Genomic DNA, 20,337 nt, shown 5'->3' with positions numbered 1-20,337 from the left:
GACATCTTGATCGTGATCAAGCTTCCCCATGCAGAAGCGTTTAGCCTTCGGAGCCTGTAACAGCACTCCGGCACAGATCATGACCACCGACCTCTTCCACTGGTCCGACGAATTCAGCGTCGGCCTCCAGGAAATCGACGAGCAGCACAAGGAGCTCGTCGACCTGCTCAACCAGCTCCACACCGCCATCCAGGAGCATCACGGCTCCACCACCTCGCGCCAGATCCTCGACAAGCTGGCCGACTACACCCGCACGCATTTCGCGGTCGAGGAAAGCCTGATGCGGGTGTCGAACTATCCCGACTTCGGCGCGCACAAGCAGAACCACGAGGACCTGATCGGCCAGGTCCAGGCCCTGCAGGACAAGCTCGACTCCGGACAGACCACGATCACCTTCGAACTTCTGCACTTCCTGAAGGTCTGGCTGACGCGCCACATCAACGAGGCGGACAAGCGTTTCGGTGCATACTTCCTCGAGGCCGGCGGCGCCAGCAAGTGGTCCGATCACGTCGAGGACGCGATGCGGAAGCGCAAGTGGTGGTGGAAGTTCTGGTGAGGCGCCCGTGCCCCACCAGTTCCACTGCGACGCCCACGATCGCCCGCTGCACCCGGCCCGCGGCCGGGTCCGGGCACGACCGTTCCTGAACCGACACACAGCCAGACGACCATGACGATGCCTTTCAGCGCCCGCGCCCGACTCGCCCTCCTGTCCCTCGCCCTGCCCGCCTGCGTGCTCGCCACCCCGGCGCAGGCCGAAGCCGTGTCCTGCCCGGCGCTCGACACCGCCGTCCAGGTCGCCGCCTGCCCCAGCGACGCCGAACTGCATTACACCTTCGTCGGCTACTGCAGCGACAACGCCCGCCTCTACGGCCGCGACGTGATGACCTGCGCCAGCTTCGAGAACTACAAGGCGGTCAAGAACACCGCCCTGTGGGAATCGGGCGACGGCGCCTTCAGCGGCTACCTGGACTGCAATGTCGAGCCGGGGGTCCTGCGCGCCGCGAAGGCGGTGAAGATGAGCGTGGAGCGCAAGAGCAACCTGACCCGGCTGATCTGCGACTACGACAACGACCAGCGCATGGTGATGCGCACCAAGGCCAGCTGCACGGTGGACGCCGCGGACTGCAGCGCCGGCGAATGCCGTGCGAGTTGCGAATGAGGCGAATGAGCCTCGTGCGGCGGGCACGCGCGTCATGAGCGGCACCACCTCCCCCGAGCGGCCAGCGGCGGGCGCACGCGGGGCCCGGCTGCTGGTCGCCATCATCGGCGGCGGCTTCCTGCTGCTGATCGCGGCCTTCGTCGGCATGATCTTCTTCGTGCACGACGAGGCGCGCCTGAACGCGGTCGGCCCGATCGCCGCCGCACCCGGCGCCGAGCGCGGCGGCGTCATCTTCCACGGCACCGCCAACATCTGGGAGGTGCGCGGCCGCCTGAGCCAGGACGGCGCACGCCAGGCGAGTGTCGCGATCGACTTCGTCGGTCCCACCGGCCAGCCGGCACCGGCCGACCTGGCGGTCCGCCTCGGCCTGGAGCGCGCCGACGACGGCAGCGCCGCGCAGGCACTCGAGCATCGCCTGCTCCGTCCCGGCAGCCTGGTCGCGACCAGCGCGCCGCTGGCGCCCGGACGCTGGCGGCTGCGCATCACCCTGCCCGAGATCGAGGCGGTGCAGGAGTTCCGCGTCGAACCATGAGCACTGAAGCCGCCCGCGCAGGGGCGGCGCGCCGACTCGCGGGCGCGGCGGGTGCGCCTCAGCTCGCCAGCTGCGGCATCTGCCCGGTGAAGCTGGCGAGGATGGAGACCACCTCGTCCTGCGCCAGGTCGCGCACGATGAACACCAGCCGGCTGCGACGGTCGTCGTAGGGCGGCACGTCCGGCCAGGCCGGCAGGCTGGAGGGCGGATAGACGCTGTGCTGCACGCATTGCAGCACCCGCGGCAGCGGGTCGCCGGCCACGTTCAGCAGGCCCTTGATGCGCAGGATGCGCACCCCATAGACCTGCAGCAGCAGCGCCAGGCCATCGGAAAACTCGTACCACGCCAGTGGGTCGTCGAAGCGCAGCACGAAGCTGGTGACGCCGGCATCGTGGCGCGGCGGCGCGCTTTCGTGCGCGGCGTGCGCGGGCGAGCCCGCTCCCACCGGCGCCACGCCCGCTGCGCTCCGATCCCCGTCAGCCGAGGTCGCGCCCGGCACATGCGCCGGCGTCCCGCCCGCCCGCAGCCGCGCCCACGTCGTGCCGACCGGCCGGCGCCCGGCGGCGCGCACCGCCTCCTCGCCCAGCCAGGCGGCGACGTCGGGGACCTTGGCCGCCGGATCGTAGAGGCCGCAGCCGAACACCGCGTCGGCCGCGACCACGCCGCCAGACACCTCGACCTGGCGCGCGCCGGGATTGAGGATGGCGATGCGGTCACCCACCGCCTCGCGTTGCGCCGCGTCGGCCAGGTCGCACTTGGTCAGCAGCAGACGGTCGGCCATCGCCACCTGGCGCACCGCCTCCCTGTTCATGCCGAGCTGGTCCAGCGCGTGGGTCACATCGACCGCGGTCACCACGCCGTCGAGCCGGTAGCGCTCCGACAGGAAGGGCTCGGCCATCAGCGTATGGATGACCGGCGCCGGGTCGGCGAGGCCGGTGGTCTCGATCAGCACCCGGCGCAGGCCCTTCAGCTCGCGCCGCAGCGCGCGCATGAACAGGCCCTTCAGCGCCCGCACCAAGTCGCCCTGCACGCTGCAGCAGATGCAGCCGGAGTCGAGCACGACCAGGCTCTCGTCGACCTTCTCCACCAGGTGGTGGTCGACGCCGACCGCGCCGAACTCGTTGATCAGCACCGCGCTGCCGTCCATCTGCGGCTGGCGCAGCAGGTGGTTCAGCAGCGTGGTCTTGCCGGCGCCGAGGAAGCCGGTGAGGATGGTGACCGGGATGCGGCGGTCGGGTTCGGCGGAGGTGGGCGTCGTGTTCATGGCTGCGAAGTGTAGCGCGACCATGCCCGGACCCGGGCGCGCCGCGCTACTGCCAGCCGCCGCCGAGCGCCTTGTACAGTTCGACGCGGTTGGTCGCCTCGAGGAAGCGGACACCGATCAGCTCCAGCTCGGCCGCGTACAGGCTGCGCTGGGCGTCGAGCAGGCTCAGATAGCTGTCGACGCCACCGCGGTAGCGGGCGTCGGACAGCTTCAGGCTGTTCTGCGTCGCCGCCACCTGCTTGCGCCGGGCGTCGATGCGCTCGGTGACGGTCGCGCGCTCGGCAAGCGCGTCGGCCACTTCGCGGAAGGCCGACTGGATCGCCTTCTCGTACTGGGCGACGTTGATGTCGCGCTGGATCTCGGCGAGATCCAGGCTCGCCTGCAGCCGTCCGGCCTCGAAGATCGGCAGGCGCAACTGCGGCACGAAGCTCCAGGCACCCGAGCCGCCGTCGAACAGGCCGTCGAGCGTGCTGCTCGCGGTGCCGGCGGTGGCGGTCAGCGTGATGCGCGGGAAGAAGGCGGCGCGTGCGGCACCGATGCTGGCATTGGCCGCCAGCAGGGCACGCTCGGCCTGCAGGATGTCGGGGCGACGCGCCAGCACTTCGGAGGGCACCCCGGCGGGGAGCTCCGCCACCGTGGCGACCGCCTGCTCGAGCCCGTCCGGCAACAGAGTGGCCGGGACACCGCCGCCGACCAGTTGCGCCAGTGCGTTCTGATCCTGTGCGACCACGGTCTCGAAGCGCGCCGCATCGGCGCGTGCGCCCTGCAGCAAGGTCTCGGCCTGATGCACGTCGAGGGCGGACACCGCACCCAGCTCGAAACTGCGCCGCACCAGATCGAGGGATTCCTGGCGGGTCTGCTGCGTGCTCTTCGCCAGCGCCAGGCGTTCGCGGTCGGCGGCGAGGCGCAGCCAGGCGTTGGCGACCTCGGCCACCAGGCTGATCTGCGCGCTGCGGCGAGCCTCCTCGGTGCCGAGGTAGGTCTGCAACGCCTGCTCTTCCAGGCTGCGCACGCGGCCGAAGAAGTCGAGCTCGTAGCTGGCGAAGCCGAGGTTGGCGCTGTACTGGCGGCTGATGTCGGCCTGCTGGCTGGCGTTCAGGTCCGCCGGCAGGCGCTGCGCGCTCTGCCCGCCGCTGACCGCGATCGACGGGAACAGGTCGGCGCGCTGGATGCCGTACTGGGCGCGCGCACGCTCGATGTTGAGCGCGGCCACGCGCAGGTCGCGGTTGTTGTCGAGGGCGAGCGCGATCACCTCGCGCAGGCGCGCGTCGGCGAAGTAGTCACGCCAGGCGATGGTGTCGGCCAGCGGCGCGATCGCCGAGGCCGTGGTGGACTGGGCCTGCGGGAAGCTCGCCGGCACCGGCGCCGCGGGGCGCTCGAAGGCCGGGATCATCGAGCACGCGCCCAGGGTGGTGGCAGCCAGTGCCACCACCAGGGCGCGCAGGGGCCGCTTCGTTTCCTGCTTGTTCATCTCAACGTCCCTCCTGGGCGGTCGGCGCCACGGCCTCCTCCCTGGACTTGTCGGGGAAAATGCGCTTGATCACGACATAGAACAGCGGCACGAAGAAGATGCCGAGCACGGTCGCCGCGATGGTGCCGCCGAGCACGCCGGTACCGATCGCGTTCTGGCTGCCGGCACCGGCGCCGGTGGCGATCGCCAGCGGCAGCACGCCGAAGCCGAAGGCGAGCGAGGTCATGATGATCGGGCGCAGACGCATCCGCACCGCGGTCAGGGTGGCCGCGACCAGATCCTTGCCCTCCTCCATCTGCGCCTTGGCGAACTCCACGATCAGGATCGCGTTCTTCGACGACAGGCCGATGGTGGCGAGCAGGCCGACCTGGAAGTAGATGTCGTTCGACATCCCGCGGCTGGTGGCGGCCAGCAGCGCGCCGAGCACGCCGAGCGGCACCACCAGCATCACCGCGAACGGCACCGACCAGCTCTCGTACAGCGCCGCCAGGCACAGGAACACCACCAGCAGCGACAGCGCGTACAGCGCCGGCGCCTGCGAGCCGGAGCGGCGCTCCTCGTAGGAGGTACCCGACCAGTCGTAGCCGATGCCCGGCGGCATCTTCGCCATGATGTCTTCCACGGCCTGCATCGCCTCGCCGGACGACAGTCCGGGCGCGGACTGGCCGAGGATCTCCATCGACGGCTGGCCGTTGAAGCGCTCGAGACGCGGCGAGCCATAGGTCCAGCGCGCGGTGGCGAAGGCCGAGAACGGCACCATGTCGCCCGCCTTGTTGCGCACGTACCACTTGTCGAGGTCTTCCTGCGTCATGCGCGCGGGGGCGTCGCCCTGCAGGTAGACCTTCTTGATGCGGCCGCGGTCGAGGAAGTCGTTGATGTAGCTGCCGCCCCAGGCGGTCGACAGGGTGTCGTTGATGTCGGCGATCGACAGCCCGAGCGCGCCGGCCTTGGCGTGATCGATGTCGAGCTGCAGCTCGGGCATGTCCTCCTGGCCGTTCGGGCGTACCCCGACCAGGCGCTTGTCCTGCGCCGCCATGCCGAGGAACTGGTTGCGCGCGGCGAGCAGCGCCTCGTGGCCGAGGCCGGAGCGGTCCTGCATCTGCACGGTGAAGCCGCCCGAAGTGCCGAGCTCGATCACCGCCGGCGGCACGAAGGCGAACACCATCGCCTCGCGGATCTGCGCGAAGGCGCCCATCGCGCGCCCGGCGACCGACTTCACGTCCATGCCCGGCGCCTGGCGCTCGTCCCAATGCTTGAGGTTCACGAAGCCGATGCCCATGTTCTGGCCGCTGCCGCCGAAGCTGAAGCCGGCCACGGTGAAGATCGCGCGCACGGTATCCTTCTCGTTCACCAGGTAATGCTGCTCGACCTTCTCGAGCACCGCGAGCGTGCGCTCCTGGGTGGCACCAGCAGGCAACACGATCTGGTTGAACATCACGCCCTGGTCTTCCTCGGGCAGGAAGGAGGTCGGCATGCGCACGAACAGCAGGCCGAGCACCGCGACGATGGCGAGGTAGATGGCTAGGAAACGCGCGCTGCGCTTGAGGATGCCGCCGACTGCCGACTCGTAGCCCTTGGTGCTGCGATCGAACTTCAGGTTGAACCAGTGGAAGAGCTTGCCGAACAGGCCGCCCTCGCCGTGTCCGTGGCCTTTCTCCACCGGCTTCATGATGCTGGCGCACAGGGCCGGGGTGAACACGATCGCCACCAGCACCGACAGCGCCATCGCCGACACGATGGTGATCGAGAACTGGCGGTAGATCACGCCGGTCGAGCCGCCGAAGAAGGCCATCGGCACGAACACCGCCGACAGCACCAGGCCGATGCCGACCAGCGCACCGGTGATCTGGTCCATCGAGCGTTTGGTGGCCGCCTTCGGAGGCAGCCCCTCCTCGGTCATCACGCGCTCGACGTTCTCGACCACAACGATGGCGTCGTCCACCAGCAGGCCGATCGCCAGCACCATGCCGAACATGGTCAGCGTGTTGATCGAAAAGCCGAAGGCCGCCATCAGGCCGAAGGTGCCGAGCAGCACAACCGGGATCGCCATGGTGGGGATCAGCGTGGCGCGGAAGTTCTGCAGGAACAGGTACATCACCAGGAACACCAGCACCACCGCCTCGATCAGCGTCATCACCACCGACTCGATCGAGATCTTGACGAAGGGCGTCGTGTCGTAGGGGACGACGTACTCCACGCCCTCGGGGAAGTAGCGCTGCATCTCGTCGAGCTTGGCGCGCACCGCGGTCGCGGTGTCGAGCGCATTCGCGCCCGGCGCGAGCCGGATCCCCATGCCCGAGGCGACCTGCCCGTTGTAGCGCGCCAGGGTGCCGTAGTTCTCAGCCCCGATCTCGACACGGGCGACGTCGCGCAGACGCACCTCGCCGCCCTGAGCGTTGCTGCGCAGCAGGATATCCTCGAATTCGGCGACCGTCTGCAAGCGGCTCTGCGCCGTGATCGTGGCGGTGAAACCCTGCCCCGGCACGGCGGGGGTGCCGCCGAGCTGGCCGGCCGAGACCTGGGCGTTCTGGGCCTGCAGGGCGGTACGCACGTCGCCCGGGGTGAGGCGGTAGTTGGTGAGCTTCGCAGGGTCGAGCCACACGCGCATGGCGTACTGCGCGCCGAAGACCTGCACCTCGCCCACGCCCTCCACGCGCGAGAGCGGATCCTGAACCGTCGATACCAGGAAGTCCGAAAGGTCCGACCCCGTCAGGCTGTCGTCCGTCGAGACGAAACCGACCACCATCAGGAAGTTGGCGCCGGACTTGGCGACCGTCACCCCCTGCTGCTGCACGGCCTGCGGCAGCAGCGGCAGCGCGGTCTGCATCTTGTTCTGCACCTGCACCTGGGCGGTATCGGGGTCGGTTTCGGCGGAGAAGGTCAGCGTAGTCGAGGCGTTGCCGAAGGCGTCGCTGGTCGACTTCATGTACAGCAGGCCGTCGAGACCGGTCATCTTCTGCTCGATGATCTGCGTCACCGAGTCCTCGACCGCCTTGGCCGAGGCGCCCGGATAGCGGGCGTTGATGACGATCGCGGGCGGCGCGATCGACGGGTACTGGGACACCGGCAGCTGCTGGATGGACAGCGCACCCGCCAGCATGATGACGATGGCGATGACCCACGCGAAGATGGGTCGGTCGATGAAGAAACGGGCCATGGTCGGCTACCTCAGCTGGCCTTGGCCGCGGGCGCCTGGCCGGCAGCGGGCGTGCTCGCTCCCGCCTCCTGCGCCTGCACCGGCGTACCCGGGCGGACCTTCTGCAGCCCCTCGACGATGATGCGCTCGCCGGCCGCGAGACCGCTGGTCACCACCCAGTCCGAACCGAACGACTGCGCGACCTGCACCGGACGCGCCTCGACCTTGCCCTCGGCATCGACCAGCATCACCAGCGCGTTGCCGCGCGGGTCGCGCGACAGCGCCTTGTGCGGCACCCGGATCGCCTCGCTGCGCATGCCCTGCGGCAGGCGGGCACGCACGTACATGCCGGGCAGCAGCACGCCGTCGGCGTTGGGGAACTGGGCGCGCAGGGTCACGCTGCCGGTGCCCTCGTCCACGGTCACTTCCGACAGCGCCAGGCGGCCCTCGGCGGCGTACTCGCTGCCGTCCTCGAGGATCAGCTTCACCGGCACCTCGCCCTTCGCGCCCGCCTGCAGGCGGCCGGCGGCGATCTCGCGGCGCAGGCGCAGCATCTCGGCGCTGGACTGGGTGAGGTCGACGTAGATCGGGTCGAGCTGCTGCACGGTGGCGAGCGCCTGCGCCTGGTTCGCGGTGACGAGCGCGCCGGCGGTGACGGTCGAGCGCCCGATGCGGCCGGCGATCGGCGACTTCAGGCGGGTGTAGTCGAGGTCGATCTTCGCCTTGTCGAGCGCCGCCCTGGCCGCCGCGACCTCGGCCTGGGCCTGCTTGAGCCCGGCCTGGGCGTCGTCGTTGGCCTGCTTGCTGACCGCCTCGATCTTCACCAGGCCGGCGTGGCGCTCGGCCTTGATGCGCGCCACCTGAGCGTTGGCTTCGGCGCGCGCAAGCGCGGCCCGGGCGCTGTCGAACGCGGCCTGATAGGGCGCCGGATCGATGCGGTAAAGCACCTGGCCGGCCTTGACCTCGCTGCCCTCGTTGAAGGCGCGTTCGGTGACGATCCCGGTGACCTGCGGGCGCAACTCGGCGATCAGGTAGGGGCTGGTGCGCCCCGGCAGTTCGGCCACCATCGGCACCGATTCGGTCTTGAGCGTCATCACGGTCACGGCGGGTGCCTGCGGCGGCGCCCCGGCGCCCGGCGCGCCGCCCTGTTCCTTGCCTCCACTGCAAGCGGCAAGGAACAGGGCGCTCAGCGCCACTGCAGCCGCGGACCTGAAAAGGGCTTGGGATCTTGTCTTCATTGGAGCCTCGTGAACGCGAGAAGCGGCGGCATCGGCGTGCAACTGTTGATCGCGACCCGACGACCCGCTCATTAGAATGGTTATTCTAGATCGAACGCTCATTCTATGTTATCGTTTGTTGCACCGCAAGATTTTTCAAGACATCGTCCCGCCGCGGTGGTTCATCGACGGCGGGCCCGAGCGTCTGACCGGAACAGCATGCAGATCACAGACTCCACGCCCCACACCACCGAAGCTTCGCGCGCCGCCGCCCGCCGCCAGCAGATCCTCGCCGCCGCGGCGCAATGCTTCCGCGAGCACGGCTTTCATGGCGCCAGCATCGCACAGATCTCGAAGATCGCCGGCATGAGCGCCGGCCACATCTACCACTACTTCGAGAACAAGGAAGCCATCATCGGCGCGATCGTCGCGCAGGACCTCGAGACCCTGCTGACGCTGACCGCCGAACTGCGCGCCGCGTGCAACGTGCGCAATGCGTTGATCGAACGCGCCGCCGAAGGCGTGCTCGATCAGCTCGATCCGGCCAGTGCGGCGCTGAAAGTGGAGATCGTCGCCGAGGCCGCGCGCAACCCGCATGTGGCGCAGATCGTGCGCGAGGCCGACGCCACCTGCCGGCGCGAACTCGCGGTGACCATCGGCGCCATCCGCCGCGCCGCCGGCCACGACGACACCCCCGCGGCAACCGCCGACATGGTGGAAGTGCTCGCGGCCATGTTCGAAGGCCTGCTGCTGCGCACCATCCGCAACCCCGAGCTCGACCGCGAGCGCGTCGCACAGCGCATCCAGCTCGCGATCAACGACCTGCTCGACCAGCCGGGCTGAGGCCCAGCCCAGCGGCGGTGCGGAAGACGCCAGGGCGGGCGGCAGCGGCCCGCATCCCGGGTTACAGGTAGCCGAGCTTCCCCGGCAGCCACAGCGCCAGCTGCGGGAACACGATCATCAGCGTCAGCCCGGCACCCATCGCCAGCACCAGCCAGATCACCCACTTGAAGGTCTCCTCCATGCCGATGCCGGCGATGCGCGAGGTGATCATCAGCGAGATCGCCATCGGCGGGGTGAATTGGCCGATGGCGAGGTTGATCGTCATCATCACCCCGAACCACACCAGGTCCCAGCCCATGGCGACCGCGATCGGCACCAGCAGCGGCAGCAGGATCAGGAAGATCGAGATCGCGTCGAGGAACATGCCGGCGACGAGCAGCAGCAGGTTGATCGACAGCAGCATCAGCCATTCGCTCGAATGCAGCCCGACCAGCGCCTTGGCCGCGACGTCGAAGATGCCCAGGGTGTTGCCCGCCCACGCGAACACCGAGGCGATGCCGATGATCATCAGCACCACTGCCGACAGCTCGCCGGCATCGACCAGCACGCGGAACAGGCCTTTGAAGCTGATGCTGCGATACACCACCATGCCGACGAAGATGCCGTAGGCCACCGCCACCACCGCCGCCTCGGTGGGCGTGAACACGCCGGTGCGCAGGCCGCCGAGAATGATCACCGGCGCCAGCAGGCCCCAGATCGCGTCGATGAAGCTCCTGCCCAGCGGCGGGCGAGCCGCCTTGTAGTCGCGCCCGAAGCCGTACTTGCGGCTGATCACGATCGCCGGCACCAGCAGGCACAGGGCGGCGATGATGCCCGGGAACAGGCCGGCGGCGAACAGCGCCGGCACGGTCGCTGCCGGCACCATGACGCTGTAGACGATGAAGGCCACCGAGGGCGGAATGATGATCGCGGTCGAGCCGGAGGCGGCGATCAGGCCGGCGGAGAAGCCCTTCGGATAGCCGCGCGCGATCATCGACGGCAGCATCACCGCTGCCACTGCCGCGGCGTCAGCGGGGCCGGAACCGGAGATGCCGCCCAGCAGCATCGACACCAGCACCGCCACCACCGCCAGCGAACCGGTCCATTCGCCGACCATCGCGGTCACGAAGCGCACCAGCCGGATCGCCACGCCGGAACGTTCGAAGATCATGCCGGCGAGGATGAACATCGGGATCGCCAGCAACGGGTACTTGGCGATGCCGGCGTAGATGTTGGTCGGCACCGCGAGCTGGTCGAAGCCCGCCAGCGCCAGCACCGCGATGCTCGCCACGCCCAGCCCGGTGGCGAGCGGCATGCCCGCGACCAGCGCGAGCAGGAACAGGCCGATGAGGACGGTGCCGATCATGCGTGCCTCCGCATGCGGGTCAGCACCAGGCGCAGCACCAGCGCCACCGCCAGCACCGGCATCCACACCGTGTACCACCACTGCGGCACGCCGAGCGCGGGCGAGGTCTCCTCGAAGCGGTACTGGTCCCAGGTCAGGCGCCCGGCGTAGAAGGCGATGAAGGCGAACAGGCTGGCGGTAACCGCGAACGACAGCCACTCCGCAGCCGCGTGCCAGGAGCGTGGCAGCTTGCGCACGAAGAAATCGACCCGGATGTGGCGGTCGAAGGCGAAGGCCGCCGAGGAGCCGAGGAAGGACAGCACGATCAGCAGCGCGATCGAGAACTCCTCGGTGGCGGCGAAGGACTGCGAGGTGAAGTAGCGCGCCAGCACGTTGCCGAAGGTGATCAGCACGATCAGGCCCATGACGATGCCGGAGAGGATCTGTTCGATCGTGTACGGGGCGGATGCTTCGGTTTCGTGCGGCGGCGATTCGGTGTTCATGGACTCAGAGTGCTGTCGGCGGAAAAAAGGCCGGACGGCCCGAGTGCGGCGCCGTCCGGCCAGCTTGCTGGATGTGCGGCTCAGCGCTTGGCGATGTCTTCCTCGGCCTGCTTGACCAGGTCGGCGCCGATCTTCTCGGCCCACTCCTTGTACACGCCGGCAGTGGCGGCACGGAAGGCGTCGCGCTCGGCGTCGCTCAGGCGGACCACGGACACGCCATTGGCCTCGATCTCCTTGAGCAGCGCATCGTCAGCCGCCGAGATGCCGGCGCGGGCGCGGGCGATCTCTTCCTTGGCGGCCTGCTGCGCGGCCTCGGACACCGCCTTGCGGTCGGCCTCGGACCAGGAATTCCACACGCTCTTGTTGACCACGAAGATCAGCGGGTCGGCGACATAGCCCCACAGCGTCAGGTGCTTCTGCCCGACGGTGTGCAGCTTGGCGGCATTGAACACCGCGAGCGGGTTCTCCTGGCCGTCGACCGCGCCGGTCGCCATCGCCGGCTGGGCGTCGGCCCAGCTCATCTGCGTCGGGTTGGCGCCGAGTGCGTTGAAGGTGGCGAGGAACAGCGGCGAGCCGACCACGCGCATCTTCATGCCCTTGACGTCGTCCGGCGTGCGGATCGGCTTCTTCGAATTGGAAACCTCGCGGAAGCCGTTCTCGCCCCAGGCCAGCGGCACCACGTCGCGCTCGGCGAGGATATCGAACATCTTGGTGCCGACGCGGCCCTGGGTCAGGGCGTCGATCGCCTTGTGGTCGGGCATCAGGAAGGGCAGCGCGAACAGGTTCAGTTCCTTGACCTGCGGCGACCAGTTGATGGTCGAGCCCACCGCCATGTCGATGATGCCCTGGCGCAGCGCGGTGAATTCCTTGGTCTGGTCGCCGGAGACCAGCGAGGTGCCCGGATAGACCTTGATCTTGATCCGGCCCTCGGTCTTCTCCGCCACCAGGTCCGCCCAGCGCTTGGCGCCCCAGCCCCACGGGAAGGCCTCGCCGAGCACGGTGGAGAGCTTGTATTCGTCCTTGTACTGCTGCGCCGAAGCGGGCATCGAGAAGCCGAGCGCGGCGGAGGCGGCGAGGCCGGCAATGAGGGCGGTGAAGCGGCGTTTCTGCATGAGGCGGTCTCCGTGTTGTGCTTGTCGTTCCGGTCCCGGTGCACGCGGCTCGGGCCCCGGAGGGTGGGAAGGAGGATCGATTCTACAAACCCGGGCGTCCCGCGGCCAGCGCACGGTCCAAGAATTCCACCAGGCGCCCCATGTGATGCTCGAGCTCGGCGAAGGATTCGTGGTCCCCGGACACGGTCATCAGCTCGACCGGCGTGTCGCCGCGCGCGGCGAAGATCTGCCGCGCCTCGTCGATCGGCACCACCTCGTCATCCTCGCCGTGCACCAGCAGCACCGGGCGGCGGATACGCGCGATCGTGGCGACCGGCGCGATGTCGTCGAAGCGGTGACCGATGGTCTTCTCGACGTAGCCGAGGATGTAGCGGCCGAGCGGCTTCTCCGGGATGCGCCTGGCCGCCAGCCAGCGCCGCATCATGGCCGCCGGATGCGAGAAGGCCGCGACGCTGACCACCGCCGCGACCCGCGGCGTGCGCGCGGCGGCCAGCAGCACCGCGCCCGCCCCCACCGAATGGCCGAGCAGGGCGATGCGCGCCGGGTCGACGCCGGCACGGGTGGCGAGCCAGGCGAAGGCGTGCTCGGCGTCCTCGGCGAAGCGCGGCAGGGAGGCGAAGCTGTCGTCGTCGCTGGCGCCGTGGCAGCGCGCATCGACGAACAGGGTGGCGAAGCCGGCATCGTGCAGCGGACGTGCGAGCGGCAGCATCAGCGCCGCATTGCCGCCCCAGCCGTGCACCACGAGCACCGCCGGCGCGGCCACTGCAGCGGCGTCCGGCGCGGGGATGAACCACGCGTGCAGCGTCCTGCCGTTGGCGGTGGCGATGCGCACCGTGTCGAAACCCAGCCCGAGCGCGCCCGGATCGGTGTGATGCGCCACCCGCGGCGCCGCCAGGCCCTTGCGGATCCCCCAATGCACCAGCGCCCGCCCTCCGGCGAGCGTGGCCGCACCGGCGGTGAAGGCGGTGATCAGTCTGGGCGCCCCCATGTCGTCCTCCTCAGCCGCTCACGCCCGCCCACCACAGGCGCGCGCGCAGCCCCCAGCCGGTGGTGTAGCCCAGCGATACCGAGCGGATCGCCCCCGCCGGGTCGAGCACGACGAAGGCGGGCACGCCGCGCAGCCCGTAAGCCTGGGCGATGCGGCCGTCGGCGTCGATCGCGGTGGTCCAGGCAAGGCCGCGCCCGGCGAGCACATCTGACACCGCCGGCGCGTCGCCCGACTGCATGGCGACGGTGAGCACCGGGTAGTCGGCCTGCACGCCGTCGATCGTGCCCTGCTGCGCGGTGCAGATCGGGCACCACTCGGCCCAGAAATACACGCCCACCGCCCGACCCGGATGGGCGGCGCGCCACTCGGCGAGGCTGAGTGCGCGGCCGTCGGCGGCGACGGTGGCGAAATCCGGTGCAGGGCCGGCCGGCACGTCGCGCGCCATCCAGGCCTGGATGGCGAAGAAGACGGCGACGAAGATGCCGATCTCGACCGCCCAGCGCCGCCAGCGCGGCGGCTTGCGGGGCGGCCCGGCTTCTTCGGCAGAGCCATTCGCGGGCAAGCCCGCTCCCACGGGGTGCGTGCCGGCCACGTCCGTTTCCGGCTGCAGCGCAGGTCCGGGGCCGGGGTTGTCGGCCTCGTCTTTCAATTTCGTCATCGCGGATCGATCCAGCGCAGGCCGCCGGCCTCACGTTCGAACAGGCGCCAGCCGTCGGCGGCGTTGCACAGGCCGTAGATGAAGGGTTGGCGGTCGCGCCCCGGGGTGAGGAAGCGCAGGTCCTTGAAGCTGGCGCACAGCTGGCCGTCGCCCTCCTCGCCCGCATGGTCGAGCACCGGGAACATCGCGAACCAGCGGTAGAAGGCGAAGTCCTCGGCGTTCCACACCTGCTCGGCGAGCGCGCGCGTGCTGCCGTTGCCGAAGCGCTCGCGCACCTCCCACTGCGCCATCGCCACCGGCAGGTAGGGCGCGGAGAAGCGGCGGATGAAGTTGTCGTCGTCGGTGGCCACCAGCGGTTCGCTGCGCCGGGTGTTGAGGTGGGCGTAGTGGTAGCGTTCGCCGTCGAACACGATCGCGGTCCAGTTGAAGGGCGAGGCCGGCCGCGGCGCGGCGTCGACCTCGACCACGGCGATGCCCTTGGCCGCGGCGTAGGCGCGCGCGGCGTCGATCGCCTCGGCGCGGCCCGTCGCCTGCACGCCCACCCAGGCGGCGAGCAGCACCAGCGCGCTCGCCGCCGGCACCCGGCTGCCGCGCCACAGCGCGCTCGCCAGCAGGCCGGCGAGGATGATGCCGGTGAAGGGCAGGTCGATGATGAAGGTCGTGCCCCAGCCGAAGCGGCGGTCGGACAAGGGCGCGAGGATCATGGTGCCGAACTGGGTGATCAGGTCGCCGAGGATGTGCACGAAAAGTGCGCTGCACACCACGAGGTAGAAGCTGCGCCAGCCCGCGCCCGGCCGGCCCCCGCGCCGCCAGAAGCGCGCCAGCAGCCAGGCGAGCATCAGCCCCCACAGCGGGAGCAGGAGCAGCGAGTGGGTCACGCCGCGATGCCCGCGCAGGTAGGTGAGCTCGGAGATCCAGCCGAGCACGAAGTCGAGGTCGGGGAAGGTCGCCGCCACGGTGCCGGCGACCACCATCTGCCATACCGGGGGCTGCGGGCCGTGTGCGGACGCGGCCCCGGGCATAGCGGCCGAGGTGCGACGTCCGGCGAGCACGCGGCCGACGAGGGCGCCCGAGAGGGCATGGGTCAGTGTATCCATCGGGTCCTGAGTGTCTGGTATTCCTTCGGCTGCCGGGCCGGCTGCTCCGGGACGCCGGCGCGCGCATGCGGTCCGGCGGCGCATCGGCCCAGCCGGCTAAGGGGCCGCCGCGTCCGCGGGCAGCGCGCCCGGCCACAGGCGGGCGAGCGCCGGCAACAGGCCGCGCCAGTCCGGCGCCGAGCGGGTATCGATCGGCAGCAGGCGCGCGAGTTCCTCGGTTTCGAACGCTTCGCGCGTGCGAAGTTGCGTCGCGAGCACCGCCTCGTCGGCCTCGGAGGCGTCGCCACCGGCGGCGAGGCGGCTGCGCACGCGCGCCCGCAGCACCGCCACCGGCGCATCGAAGGCGAGGATCGCGAAGGGCACGCCGAGCGCGGCGGCGAGGTCGGCGAACACCCGGCGCTGGGCCCGCCTGAGGAAGGTCGCATCGACCAGCACCGGATAGCCCGCCCCGACCACGGCGCGCGCGCGGTCGGCCAGCCGGTCGTAGGTGCGCGCGCCGGCCGCTGCGGTGTACAAGCCGCCGCCGAGCGCCGAGCCGCTCGCCGCCTCGGCGTCGAGGCCGAACAGGCGCTTGCGCTCGACGTCGGCGCGTACGCGGATCACCCCGCACCGTTCCAGCAGCGGCAGCGACTGGCTCGTCTTGCCCGCGCCCGACACCCCGCTGGCGATCAGCAGCGCCGGCGCGGGCGTCCGTGCCGGTGCCGCGGCGAGCGCGAGATAGCGCGCGCATTCGGCCAGACTCTCCGCGCGCGCCTCGCCCGCCACCTGCGCGGCGCGGATGGCGGCGATCTTGGCACGCACCATCGCGCGGTAGCTCAGGTACCAGGGCAGCACGCGCAACCCGGCGTAATCGCCGCTGCGCTCCAGCCAGGCGTTGAGGAAGCGCCAGCCCAGGCCCGGCCGGCCGCGCGCCTGCAGGTCCATGACCAGGAAGGCGATGTCGGCGATCACGTCGGCCCACCGCAGCTCGGCGCTGAACTCGATGCCGTCGAACAGCCGCGGCTCGCCGTCGAGCACGATCAGGTTGCCCAGGTGGAGGTCGCCGTGGCACTCGCGCACCCTACCCTCCGCCAGGCGCGCGTCGAACACCGGCGCCAGTGCGGCGAACTGCGCCTCGGCCCAGGACTCGACGCGTTCGAGCTCGGCGAGCAGGACCGGCGCGTCGAGGCGCGCCGCCGACAGCAACTCGCGCAGCTGCACGAAGTTCTGCCGCACCGGAGCGTGCACCGCCGCCGCATCGCCGAACCCCTGCCCCGGCTGCGCCACCGCCGCGGCGGCATGGAAATCCGCCACATGGCGGGCGAGGCGGTCGAACAGCGCCGGCTCGAGCCGGCCGGCCTCGAGCATGACGGAGAACAGCGCCGACTGCTCGAAGCGGCGCATGCGCACGAGGTAGTCGCGCGGCGCCGCCTGCGGGGCCGCGTCGGCGGCCGCATCCGGCCCGCCCACCCGCACGCCCTGCGCGCTGCGCCACACCGGCACCACCGCCTCGTACAGCATCGGCGCGGTGCGCCGGTTGAGCCGCAGTTCCGCCTCGCAGGCCTCGCGGCGGCGCTCCACGGTGCTGAAATCGAGGAAACCGAGATCGAGCGGCTTCTTCAGCTTCCATGCATGCTGGCCGGCGAGCAGCACCCAGGAGATGTGCGTCTCGACCAGCTCCACGCCGTCCGCCGAATCCGGCAGCACGCCCGGCTGCAACAGCTGCCGCACCAGTTCGTCCTCGCCACCCGCTTCCTTCCGCATGAGTCCGCTCCTCCGCTTCACGCCCTTGCCCCGCATCATGGACAGAGGCGGTGAAGCGGGCAATGATGATGACGATTCTCCCGCCGCGCATCTGCCACGCATTTGCCATTCGCTTGCCCCCACTCACCGCCCCAAGGAGGCCCCCATGAGCACCGGAAACCGCCTGACCGACGCCCCGCCGCGCGTCGAGAACCTCGCGCAGATGCTGCAGTTCCAGGACAAGGCCATCGTCAGCCGCATGCTGGTGAAGAACGCCGCCGGCAGCGTGACCCTGTTCGCCTTCGACGCCGGCGAGGGGCTGAGCGAACACACCGCGCCCTTCGATGCGCTGGTGATCGGGGTCGAGGGCCGCGCCGAGGTGCTGCTCGGCGGCGAGCACCACGGCCTGGGCGCGGGCGACACCCTGCTGATGCCGGCCAACGTGGCGCACGCCATCACCCCCACCGAGCCCTTCAAGATGCTGCTGGTGATGCTGCGCAGCCCGGCCGACGCCGCCCAGTGAGCGCCACGCCCTTCACCGCCCTGGCCTGCCCGCTCGACGGCGCGCCGCTGCAGCGCGACGGCGCGAGCTGGCGCTGTACCGGCGGCCATTGCTTCGACGTCGCCGCCCAGGGCTATGCGAACCTGCTGCCGGTGCAGAACAAGCGCTCGCGCGATCCGGGCGACAGCAAGGAGATGGTCGCCGCGCGCCGCCGCTTCCTCGAGGCCGGGCATTACCGGCCGATCGCCGACGCGGTCGCGGCCACAGTGCTCGACGGCGCGCCCGCCGGCCGGGCGCTCGCCTGCCTCGATGCCGGCTGCGGCGAGGGCTACTACCTGCGCCAGCTCGCCGCCACGGCCGGTGCGGCGACCCCGCTCGCACTGCTCGGCCTCGACATCTCGAAATGGGCGGTGCAGGCAGCGGCGAAACGGGATCTGCAGGACTCGCGCGGGCGCAAGGACGCGCACGCCGCCTGGGTCGTCGGCAGCAACGCCGGCCTGCCGGTATTGCCCGCCACCCTCGACCGCGTGCTGTGCATGTTCGGCTTTCCCGTCTACCCCGAGTTCGCCCGCGTGCTGCGCCCCGGCGGCGAGCTGCTGCAGGTCGATGCCGGCCCCGACCATCTGCGCGAGCTGCGCGAGATCATCTACCCGGTACTCAAACCCGAGCGCCCCGCCGAGCGCGTGGCGCCGGCGGGCTTCGTTCACCTGGGCAGCGCGTCGCTGTGCTTCCGCATCCACGTCGACGGCGCCGCGCAGATCGCCGACCTGCTGGCGATGACGCCCCACCTCTACCGCGCCAGCGCCGAAGGCCGCGCACGGGCTGCGGCGCTGAGCGCGCTGACGATGACGGTGGACGTGCGCCTGGCGCGCTACCGCCGCGTGACCGGGTAGCCCGTCCGGCAGGAGCGACGACAGCGGGCAGGATCCACCCGCTCACCGTCAGGGCGAGATGAACGGAAGGTGAACACCGCCTTCAGCATCGATTCAGGGAGCGGCGCGCAAGATGGCATCACGGTCGAAACAGGACCGCTCACCCAACAACGGAGATGCCATCATGCGTGCCACCACCCTCATCGCCACCCTGGCCCTCAGCGGCGGACTCATCGGCGCCGGCGCCGCCATCGCCCCCGCGTTCGCACAGAGCACGGCCCCCGCTGCCACCCCGGCCACCGCGACCGCCCCCGCCGCCCAGTCCAACTGGCTGAGCATCAAGGACGTGCTGGGCAAGCTCGAAGCCGCCGGCTACACCGACTTCCGCGAGGTCGAGCGCGACAAGGACAAGTACGAGGTCAAGGCCACCGACCCGCAAGGACAGCGCGTGAAAATGGATGTCGATCCGGTCACCGCCGACGTCCTCAAGACCGAAGTCAAGCGCAGCAAGTAATCCGCGCCCACGACGGGGTGCCGGCAACGCCGGCGCCCCCTTTTCACGCCTGCCGTCGGGAGCCGCCGCCATGATCCCCACCCTCTCCACTCTCCCCGCCCTGTCCGCCTTCATCGCCCTGATCGCCGCGGCCTGGGGGCTCAACGTCGCCGCTGTCGACGGCGGCCCGGCCTCGCTGCCCTGGCTGATCCGCGAACAGGGCCTGTATCTGAGCGGCCTGCTCGCCATCGGCCTGATGTCGCTGGCGATGGTGCTCGCCACCCGCCCCACCATGCTCGAGCGCCCGCTCGGCGGCATGGACCGCATCTTCCGCCTGCACAAATGGGCCGGCATCCTCGCCGCGGTGTTCGCGGCCCTGCACTGGCTGATCGAGATGTCGGACGACGTCATCAAGTCGCTGTACGGCAAGGCCGGAAAGCCGGAGCACGACGAATTCGGCGGCCTGTACGAGGCCCTGCGCGATGCCGGCGAGGAGCTCGGCGAGTTCGCCATCTACCTGGTGCTGGCGATGGTCGTGCTCAGCCTGTGGAAGCGCTTCCCGTACAAATTCTGGCGCCACCTCCACCGCGCGATGCCGGTGTTCTACCTCGTGCTCGCCTTCCACGCCGCGGTGCTGGCCCCGCCCGCCTACTGGACGCAACCGGTCGGCGTGCTGCTCGCGCTGCTGCTGGGCGCGGGCACCGTGGCCTCGATCATCGCGCTGACGGGCCGCATCGGTCGCGACCGCAAGGTCAAGGGCGTGGTCACCGCGGTGTCCTCCCCCGCCCCCGACGTCACCGAGATCGTGTGCCGGCTGGACGGCGCCTGGCGCGGACACGAGGCGGGGCAGTTCGCCTTCGTCGGTTTCGAGCGCTTCGAGGGCTCGCACCCCTTCACCATCTCCAGCGCCGACCACGGCGACCGCAGCCTCACCTTCCAGATCAAGGCCCTGGGCGACTACACCCGCCAGCTCGCCAGCCGCGTCGCGGTCGGCCAGGCGGTCACCGTCGAAGGCCCCTACGGCCGCTTCGTGCTCGGCCGCCAGGACCGCAAGGCGCGCCAGATCTGGATCGCCGGCGGCATCGGCGTCACCCCCTTCCTGGCGTGGCTCGACGCCCTGCGCGCCGACCCGAACGCGGCACCTGCGGTGGAGCTCCACTACAGCACCCGCGGGGCCACGAGCGACCCCTTCGTCGCCCGCCTTCACAACCTGTGCGCCGAACTGCCCAGCGTGCGCCTGCACATCCACGACCGCGCCGCCGGCGACACGCTGACGCCGGAGAGCCTCGCCGCCACGAGCGGGAACGGCCAGCGCACGGAAGTCTGGTTCTGCGGCCCGCGCGGCCTCGGCGACCAGCTCAAGGCCGGGCTCGCACGGCTGTGGGGACGGCGGCTGAGCTTCCGGCGCGAGGCGTTCGAGATGCGCTGAGGGGCTGCCGGCGGC

General features: G+C 70.5%; 19 protein-coding genes. 8 read left to right on the top strand and 11 right to left on the bottom strand.

Annotation, left to right across the window (positions count from 1 at the left end):
- Positions 1–79 precede the first annotated feature (79 nt).
- From CKCBHOJB_RS01645 to CKCBHOJB_RS01635, 3 genes are all read left to right on the top strand, one after another.
- Positions 80–556, top strand: coding sequence for a bacteriohemerythrin (locus CKCBHOJB_RS01645; RefSeq protein ID WP_281050297.1), 477 nt, complete (start codon positions 80–82; stop codon positions 554–556).
- Positions 557–667: 111 nt separating this feature from the next.
- Positions 668–1,159, top strand: coding sequence for a hypothetical protein (locus CKCBHOJB_RS01640; RefSeq protein WP_281050296.1), 492 nt, complete (start codon positions 668–670; stop codon positions 1,157–1,159).
- A 34-nt stretch (positions 1,160–1,193) separates the two neighbouring features.
- Positions 1,194–1,691 (top strand): FixH family protein, encoded by a 498-nt coding sequence (locus tag CKCBHOJB_RS01635; RefSeq protein WP_281050295.1) that lies wholly within the window; start codon positions 1,194–1,196, stop codon positions 1,689–1,691.
- A 58-nt stretch (positions 1,692–1,749) separates the two neighbouring features.
- Here CKCBHOJB_RS01635 and CKCBHOJB_RS01630 read toward each other — a convergent pair whose 3' ends face one another.
- The 4 genes from CKCBHOJB_RS01630 to CKCBHOJB_RS01615 are packed head-to-tail and all read right to left on the bottom strand — an operon-like array spanning position 1,750 to position 8,800.
- Positions 1,750–2,955: a GTP-binding protein gene (locus tag CKCBHOJB_RS01630; RefSeq protein WP_281050294.1), complete on the bottom strand. Its 1,206-nt coding sequence runs from the start codon at positions 2,953–2,955 to the stop codon at positions 1,750–1,752.
- A gap of 46 nt (positions 2,956–3,001) precedes the next feature.
- Positions 3,002–4,426, bottom strand: a complete 1,425-nt coding sequence (gene adeC, locus CKCBHOJB_RS01625; protein ID WP_281050293.1) for an AdeC/AdeK/OprM family multidrug efflux complex outer membrane factor — start codon at positions 4,424–4,426, stop codon at positions 3,002–3,004.
- Position 4,427: 1 nt separating this feature from the next.
- Positions 4,428–7,583 carry an efflux RND transporter permease subunit gene (locus CKCBHOJB_RS01620; protein WP_281050292.1) on the bottom strand — a complete coding sequence of 1,052 codons (3,156 nt, stop codon included), beginning with the start codon at positions 7,581–7,583 and terminating at the stop codon, positions 4,428–4,430.
- Positions 7,584–7,594: 11 nt separating this feature from the next.
- Positions 7,595–8,800 carry an efflux RND transporter periplasmic adaptor subunit gene (locus CKCBHOJB_RS01615; RefSeq protein WP_281050291.1) on the bottom strand — a complete coding sequence of 402 codons (1,206 nt, stop codon included), beginning with the start codon at positions 8,798–8,800 and terminating at the stop codon, positions 7,595–7,597.
- A gap of 198 nt (positions 8,801–8,998) precedes the next feature.
- Here CKCBHOJB_RS01615 and CKCBHOJB_RS01610 point away from each other — a divergent pair, with 198 nt between their 5' ends.
- The gene (locus tag CKCBHOJB_RS01610) at positions 8,999–9,622 is read left to right on the top strand and encodes a TetR/AcrR family transcriptional regulator (RefSeq protein WP_281050290.1); all 624 of its coding nucleotides are present in this window, start codon (positions 8,999–9,001) and stop codon (positions 9,620–9,622) included.
- Positions 9,623–9,683: 61 nt separating this feature from the next.
- Here CKCBHOJB_RS01610 and CKCBHOJB_RS01605 read toward each other — a convergent pair whose 3' ends face one another.
- The 7 genes from CKCBHOJB_RS01605 to CKCBHOJB_RS01575 all read right to left on the bottom strand — a co-directional run bounded on the left by CKCBHOJB_RS01605 (position 9,684) and on the right by CKCBHOJB_RS01575 (position 17,047).
- Positions 9,684–10,967 (bottom strand): TRAP transporter large permease, encoded by a 1,284-nt coding sequence (locus CKCBHOJB_RS01605; protein ID WP_281050289.1) that lies wholly within the window; start codon positions 10,965–10,967, stop codon positions 9,684–9,686.
- Positions 10,964–11,449 carry a TRAP transporter small permease gene (locus CKCBHOJB_RS01600; RefSeq protein WP_281050288.1) on the bottom strand — a complete coding sequence of 162 codons (486 nt, stop codon included), beginning with the start codon at positions 11,447–11,449 and terminating at the stop codon, positions 10,964–10,966. The genes CKCBHOJB_RS01605 and CKCBHOJB_RS01600 overlap by 4 nt, the downstream gene beginning before the upstream one ends.
- Positions 11,450–11,529: 80 nt before the next feature.
- On the bottom strand, positions 11,530–12,561 hold the full coding sequence (locus CKCBHOJB_RS01595) for a DctP family TRAP transporter solute-binding subunit (protein ID WP_281050287.1): 1,032 nt from the start codon (positions 12,559–12,561) through the stop codon (positions 11,530–11,532).
- Positions 12,562–12,643: 82 nt separating this feature from the next.
- Positions 12,644–13,549, bottom strand: a complete 906-nt coding sequence (locus CKCBHOJB_RS01590; RefSeq protein WP_281050286.1) for an alpha/beta fold hydrolase — start codon at positions 13,547–13,549, stop codon at positions 12,644–12,646.
- Between the two features lie 10 nt (positions 13,550–13,559).
- On the bottom strand, positions 13,560–14,207 hold the full coding sequence (locus tag CKCBHOJB_RS01585) for a redoxin family protein (protein WP_281050285.1): 648 nt from the start codon (positions 14,205–14,207) through the stop codon (positions 13,560–13,562).
- Entirely contained in the window at positions 14,204–15,304 is a 1,101-nt protein-coding gene (locus CKCBHOJB_RS01580) for a metal-dependent hydrolase (RefSeq protein ID WP_281050284.1), read from the bottom strand. Before CKCBHOJB_RS01580 ends, CKCBHOJB_RS01585 begins: the two co-directional genes overlap by 4 nt.
- A 96-nt stretch (positions 15,305–15,400) precedes the next feature.
- Positions 15,401–17,047, bottom strand: a complete 1,647-nt coding sequence (locus tag CKCBHOJB_RS01575) for a bifunctional aminoglycoside phosphotransferase/ATP-binding protein (protein ID WP_281050283.1) — start codon at positions 17,045–17,047, stop codon at positions 15,401–15,403.
- A gap of 145 nt (positions 17,048–17,192) precedes the next feature.
- On the opposite strand from CKCBHOJB_RS01575, the gene CKCBHOJB_RS01570 reads away from it, so the two are divergent.
- The 4 genes from CKCBHOJB_RS01570 (at position 17,193) to CKCBHOJB_RS01555 (ending at position 20,322) form a co-directional block, all read left to right on the top strand.
- The gene (locus tag CKCBHOJB_RS01570) at positions 17,193–17,549 is read left to right on the top strand and encodes a cupin domain-containing protein (protein WP_281050282.1); all 357 of its coding nucleotides are present in this window, start codon (positions 17,193–17,195) and stop codon (positions 17,547–17,549) included.
- Positions 17,546–18,421, top strand: a complete 876-nt coding sequence (locus CKCBHOJB_RS01565; RefSeq protein ID WP_281050281.1) for a putative RNA methyltransferase — start codon at positions 17,546–17,548, stop codon at positions 18,419–18,421. Before CKCBHOJB_RS01570 ends, CKCBHOJB_RS01565 begins: the two co-directional genes overlap by 4 nt.
- 163 nt (positions 18,422–18,584) lie before the next feature.
- Positions 18,585–18,914, top strand: a complete 330-nt coding sequence (locus tag CKCBHOJB_RS01560; RefSeq protein WP_281050280.1) for a PepSY domain-containing protein — start codon at positions 18,585–18,587, stop codon at positions 18,912–18,914.
- Positions 18,915–18,984: 70 nt separating this feature from the next.
- A complete protein-coding gene (locus tag CKCBHOJB_RS01555; RefSeq protein ID WP_281050279.1) occupies positions 18,985–20,322 on the top strand; it encodes a ferric reductase-like transmembrane domain-containing protein in 1,338 nt (445 codons plus the stop codon).
- The last annotated feature ends 15 nt before the right edge of the window (positions 20,323–20,337 follow it).

It is taken from the genome of Thauera sp. GDN1, from assembly GCF_029223545.1.
GTDB lineage: Bacteria > Pseudomonadota > Gammaproteobacteria > Burkholderiales > Rhodocyclaceae > Thauera.
The sequence above is the reverse complement of the archived record's forward strand: the minus strand, read 5'-3'. Positions and strand labels throughout refer to the sequence as shown.